Annotated in this window: 3 protein-coding genes; all 3 read left to right on the forward strand. The window is 64.8% G+C overall.

Features of this window, described 5'->3' with window-relative positions; all coding sequences use genetic code 11:
- Positions 1–4: 4 nt before the first annotated feature.
- The 3 genes from AAHM44_RS19810 to AAHM44_RS19820 all read left to right on the forward strand — a co-directional run bounded on the left by AAHM44_RS19810 (position 5) and on the right by AAHM44_RS19820 (position 5852).
- Entirely contained in the window at positions 5–1585 is a 1581-nt protein-coding gene (locus AAHM44_RS19810; RefSeq protein WP_342251060.1) for a M20/M25/M40 family metallo-hydrolase, read from the forward strand.
- 278 nt (positions 1586–1863) lie between these two features.
- Positions 1864–5460 carry a hypothetical protein gene (locus AAHM44_RS19815; RefSeq protein WP_342251061.1) on the forward strand — a complete coding sequence of 1199 codons (3597 nt, stop codon included), beginning with the start codon at positions 1864–1866 and terminating at the stop codon, positions 5458–5460.
- A 209-nt stretch (positions 5461–5669) separates the two neighbouring features.
- On the forward strand, positions 5670–5852 hold the full coding sequence (locus tag AAHM44_RS19820; protein ID WP_342251062.1) for a sensor histidine kinase: 183 nt from the start codon (positions 5670–5672) through the stop codon (positions 5850–5852).
- Positions 5853–6222: the final 370 nt, after the last annotated feature.

The following is a 6222-nucleotide window of genomic DNA, read 5'->3' on the forward strand; positions in this document are numbered from 1 at the left end:
CGGGATGAAGAACCGCTCGCTCCGCCCCACCCTTCTCGCCAGCCTGGCGCTGACGCTCGCCCCGGCCGCTGCACGCAGCCAGGCAGTCGATCTCGAGATGACCGATCGCATTGTCGACGAAGGCCAGCGGCGCAGCGAAGTGATGAATATCGCCCGTTATCTAAGCGACGAGATCGGAAGCCGCCTCACCAATTCGCCGGGTGCCCGCAAAGCCGAGGCCTGGACCCAGGAACAGTTCCGCGCCTGGCATCTCTCCAATGTCCACAAGGAGGGATTTCTCTTCGGGCGCGGCTGGTGGGCGGAGCGCGTCAGCGTTCGCATGACCGCGCCGCGGCCGCTCGCGCTCACTGCCATTCCGATCAGCTGGACGCCCTCGACCAATGGCGTGATCACCGCGCCGATCGTCTTCGCGCCGATGGCGAGCAAAGCCGATTTCGCGCAGTGGCGCGGCAAGCTGGCCGGCAAGATCGTCCTGATCTCGGGGACCGACGACATTCAGACGCCGCCGGCTGCATCGCGCATTTCGGCGGACGAATTCGCCAGGCTCGCCGTCTACGAACCGCCGAAATTCTCGTCAGATGCCGCCGCCCGGCTGGAAAAATCCTACTTCTTCCCGCGCCAGATGGAGGAATTCCTGAAAGTCGAGGGCGCGCTCGCCTATGCCCGGATCACCAAGCGCGACGGCAAGCTGGTGATGGGCGACGGCTATCGCTTCGCGGCGGGAGATGAGTCCCCGCTCCCCGGCGTCGAGATCGCGGTGGAGGATTATCGCCGGCTCGTGCGGCTCGCGGATGCCGGGCGAGCACCTTCGCTCTCGATCGAGACCGTAGTCCATTACGACGACAGCGATCCTCAAGCCTACAACATCCTCGCCGACATTCCCGGCAGCGACCCCAAGGCCGCCTATGTGATGGCCGGCGCACATCTCGACAGCCCTGCGGCGGCCGACGGCGCGGCGGACAATGGCGCCGGAGTCGCGATGGTGATGGAAGCCGCGCGCATCCTCTCCCGGATGCCGCGTCCGCGCCGGACGATCCGCTTCGCGCTATGGGGTGCCGAGGAACAGGGGATGATCGGCAGCTCGGCCTATGTCGAACAGCATTTCGCGCGGCGTGTGCCGCCCGCCGAGCCCAAGGTCGGGGCCAATGGTGCCTTCTGGCTGCATGCGTCGAGCTGGCCAATCGAGAAGCGGCCGGGCTGGGACGAGATGTCGGTCTATTTCAATCTCGACAATGGCTCGGGCAAGATCCGCGGCGTCTACGCCTATCGCAATCTCGCAGCGGTGCCGATCTTCCGCGCGTGGCTCGCGCCGTTCGAAGCGATGGGCGCCAACACGGTCGCCGCCTCGGACAATACCGGGCCCGACAATGAATATATGCAGCTGCTCGGCATTCCCGGTTTCCAGTTCATCCAGGACTGGAACGACTATGGCCGGCAGCACCATACCTCGATGGACACGTTCGATCATCTCGATGCGGAAGACATGCGACAGGCCTCGGTCATCCTGGCCAGCTTCCTCTGGAATGCCGCAAACGCCGACAAGCCTTTCCCGCGCCGTCCGCTTCCCACCGAACCAAAGCGCTAGTCCTACGGAATAGATGCAAGCGTTGGGGGCCGCCTCTAGCAGGGCGGCCCTCTCAGTGCCTTCTCTACGTTCGTGCGCAAGCGCTCTCGGACACGCGCCGATCGGAAGCAGCGAAAACGCCTGACGAGTCGGGTATTTCGGACCGGGGGGAATGTTACGACTAACTCATGAATATCCGGCGGAAAGCTCCGTTTCGGTATCGAAATCGATTGCCGAGGGTATTTGGGTAGTTCCTCTATCCGCCCAGCACTCCTCATCTCCGCGCTGGAATTCGCCCGATGACTGCGACGACATCCATCCCGCTTGCCGCCACCCTCTGGGTCTCGCTGGACGGCGACGATGCCGCGCCGGGGAGCCGTTACGCACCGTTACGCACGCTTGCCGCCGCGCATGCCGAGATCCTCCGCTTCGCCGCGCTGGCGCCGCCGGAAGGCAGGGTCACCGTCGTGCTGATGGATGGCACGCACCAGATCGACACGCCCCTCCTGTTCGGCCCAGAGCTATTTGGCCCCGACGGCCTGGCAGTCCGCTTCGTCGCCGGAGGAGATGCCGTACCGGTGATATCGGGCGGCCGCCGCATCGAGGGCTGGACCCTCCATGACAGCGAACGGGGCATCTACACGGCCAGCGCTCAGGGCCTGCATTCGCGCCAATTCTATGTGAACGGACGCCGCGCCATCCGAGCCCGCACGACCATGGCCGATGGCGGCATTCCCGCCGGCTTCCGGCCCAATCCGATCCTGCCCGCCGAGACGCCGCCCGCCGGCACGCCCTATGTCATCGGCGGCGGAATCGATTTCCTTCCAACCAATCTCAACCCCGCGGGCTGGCGTGATCCCGCGCAATGGCACGACATCGGCCAGATCGAAGCAGTGATCGACACGCAGTGGAAGTCGATGCGGATCCCCCTACGATCACTCACACCACCCGACGGCAGCACTCCCGGCAGGCTCCATATTGCCCAGCCCGGCTGGACCAACGCCAATCTGTTCTTCACCCCGACAACTGCCAATCCCACCGGCGTGCCGGGAATCTGGAGCTTCTGGCAGGTTACCCGGTTCGAGAATGGCTATGCGTTTCTCGACGAGCCCGGCGAGTGGGTGCTGGATACCGAACAGGACCGGATCTTCTACATACCGCTTCCCGGAGAGGACATGGCCGTTGCGGAAGCGATCCTGCCCGCGCTGGAGGTGCTGGTGGATGCCTGCGGCACCGCCGAGCGGCCGGTGACCGGGCTTTCGTTCGAAGGCATCGGCTTTGCCAACGCGACCTGGCTCGAGCCGAGTGGCGATGATGGCTATGTCGCCGACCAGAGCGGCTTCCACCTGCGCGGCAACGGACACCTGCCCAACCTTACCGGGCACGACCCGCATGTCGTCCGCACACCAGGCAATCTGCGCTTCACCCATGCCCATGGCATCCGGTTCGATCGCTGCCGGTTCGAGCACCTGGGTGCCGTAGCGGTAGACTTTGGCACCGGCAGCCAGCGCAACAGCATCACCCGCTGCAGCTTCGACGATATCGCATCGGCGGCGATCCAGGTCGGCGGCATCGACCGCCGCGACTTCGAGCCGAGCCCGGCGGATCACACGCGCGAGAATGTCATAACCGACAACTCCATCCGCCGTACGGGCCGCGACTATGCCGACGCCGCGGCGATCTATCTCGGCTTCACCACCAACAGCAGGATCGCGCACAACAGCATAAGGGAGACGCCCTGGGCTGGCATTGCGCTCGGCTGGGGTTGGGGGCTGCTCGATCCCGGCAGTTTCCCCGGTATCTCCAACGCCGTCTCGGGCATGTGGGGCCTGCCCGCGCCGCGCACGGTCAATTGCGGCAATGTCGTCGCCAACAACCATATCTCGCATTTCCTCGAGAGGCTGTGGGACGGCGGCGCGATTTATTGCTGTGGCTGGCAGGGCAATTCGTTCGAGGATGCGCTGCGGATCGAGGGCAATGTCGCCTGTGACAAGCGGCCCGAAGGCGGCGGCAATGTCGTCTACACCGATGGCGGCAGCCGCTATGTCAAAGTCATCGGCAACGCGCTGTTCGACAACCAGATCGGCCAGGTCGATCTCGGCCCGCCGCCGAGGCCCGGCGATCCGCTTCCCTATATCGCCGGCCCGAGCAAGCTCAACGGCATCCCCTACGGCGGCGATATTGGCGGTTGCCGTACCTATGGCGATATCCATTATTCGGGCAATTACTGGGCGGCCGGCCTGATCCCGATCGAGGAAGCGCTGATCGATGCAGCCGAGCTAGTGATCAGCAAGATCGCAACCGGCAAGGCTGTGGACACCTATTCGCCCCAGGGCTTTTTCGATGTCTGCCCCTATTCGCAGGGCGGCATCTCCTACCCCACCGGTTTAACCTTCGAGGACAATCACAAGCTTCCGCTCGGCCGTGCCTCGGTTCCCGACGCGATCCTGGAGGGGTCGGGCATGCGCGGGCACGCGGGTGATTATGTCGCAACCGGCCCCGCGCCGCGTGGCGGCGGCGCCGCCTTTCCCCCGCTCTATCCGGGTCCGAGCTGGAACGTGCCCCGCGTCTCGCTGCCCGGCCTGTTCGGGATGCAGAAGGCATTCGCCCAGGAATGGTGGTATTATGTCGGCATTGCCGAGGATGATGCCGGCCGGCGCTTCGGCCTCCAACTCGAGATTGGCCGCTTCGCAATGGGCAGTATCCAGCTCTGCATGGGGCTGACCGGCATCGGCTGGCGCGACGATGCGGGCGATGACCACTATCTGAGCGGCGAGGGTATCGGCTTCGGCGCAGCGACCGGACGACCAACCCTGGCTTCCGCGGTGATTCCGGCGGTCAGCGACACGGCCTATAGTGCGCATTTCCGGCCGCTGATCGAGGTCCTCGGCCGTTCCGGCGATCTTTCGCGCGACGTGCGCTGGAACCTGCCTTTGGTCGGCCCGAGCAAAGGCTGGAAATTCGACTATCTGCAGGGTGCCTCGCAAGGTGCCCCGGTGGGAACGCCGGGATCACGCTATGCGCTCGCGGCGCAGGGCCGCGGTTATGTAACCGGGGCGGACAAAGCCGTCACCCGACCGGCGAACTATTCGGTCGATCTCAAGCTCACCGATCGCCGCGGCACGGTGATGGAGGGGCTGTCGGGTTATGTCGGCCCGTCGATGTTCCAGAATGACGATATCGGCCTGAGTTCCTATGAATGCGCGCAGCCGGTGCTCGACATCGCGCGGGGCGGCATCACGCTCGACGATCGCGTCCACAGGATCACCGGGGGTACCCTGTGGCTCGATCGGCAGATGATCGCGAAAACCACAAGCGACGCCGCGCCGGCCGGGGGCGTATCGGCGGCTTTGCGGGGCCAAGCGCCTTCGTCACACGAACTCTATCTCGGGGATTGGATCGCGATAACGCTCGATGACGGGCTGTCGCTGGCGCTTGCCCTGTTCTGGCAGCCATCGAACCCGCAATGGATCACTGGCACACAAGTGGGGCGGCCACCCAAACAGGGCTTCGGAAACCTCTATTTTTCGGTCCATGGCACTGCACCGCACGGCAATGGAGGCCTGGCGCTCACGCCGCGCACCGCGATCGCGGGCGACGATTGGGATTTCGACGTCAATATCCTCGATGCCGATGATCGTGCGAAATCGCCACATTGGAAGTCGCCAGCCTCGGGCAAGACCTACGCCACGGCCTGGCGCATCGACTTTGCGCGCCGCGCGCAGCGCCAGGGTCTGCCGCCGGTCCTGTATCTCCACACCGTCAGCGACAATTGCGAGATCATTCCCGCTACCGCGTCGGGAGCCTTTTTCGAAGGCGCCGCATTGGTGTACGGCGACCCCGAACGCCGACGGCAGATCGGCCAGGCCTTTGTCGAGCAAATGGGATTCAATTGACCGCTCTGCCTGCGGTTCAAGCGGTGAACCCTATGGCAGGCCAAGAACGCGCATCATCGTTCGTGCGCCGCCAGTGCGGCATCGCCGCGCGCCATCTTCGGGGACGCGCTCCATCCGGTGTGAACAAGGCATAGTGCCTAAGTTCCCTAGCGCTGGCACTTCTTTCTGACCGATGCTGGCGCGACATTCCCGGCTCGCGCCTCACCAGGCTGCCCACCCGGGCTCAGGCGCGCCTGTTCGAACGGTTCAGCCGAGCGGATACCAGCCGTTCCTCGACCGGGCACGGGCTGGGCCTCGCGCTTGTGGCGGCAATCGCGACCGCCCATCATGGGACGGCAAGCCTCGCAACAGGCCCCGACTTCGGCATCGAAGTCATCCTTCCGCTGCCCTGACCGAAGCTGCAACCGCAGGCTGGTTGCTGCCGAAGCGGGTCCGGCAAGCCTTGGTCCACCGCCATCGAAGCAACGCTTCCGTGACGCGAGCAGCAGAATTCGTCGCGTCCATTCGATCCGATACACCGTGTGGACCATGCTCCGGACGAAGCATGGAACCTCGGCATTGAAAGCAGGATCGAGCGCGAAATCGTCTTGTCGGCCCGTCCAAACGCCGTTTGATCCGGCGGCGCGACACCGGGCCCGTCGCGCTGTTCGTCATCCTCGTCGCAGCCACATTGCCGGTAAGGCGCCCTGACGGCATCGATTGTCCGTCCGGGCCTTCAGCAAAGGCTGCTGCAACCCTGCGGACGGGCAAATGACCCCGCCT

This window comes from Sphingomonas sp. OTU376 (assembly GCF_038440415.1).
Classification (GTDB): Bacteria; Pseudomonadota; Alphaproteobacteria; order Sphingomonadales; family Sphingomonadaceae; genus Sphingomonas; species Sphingomonas kyeonggiensis_A.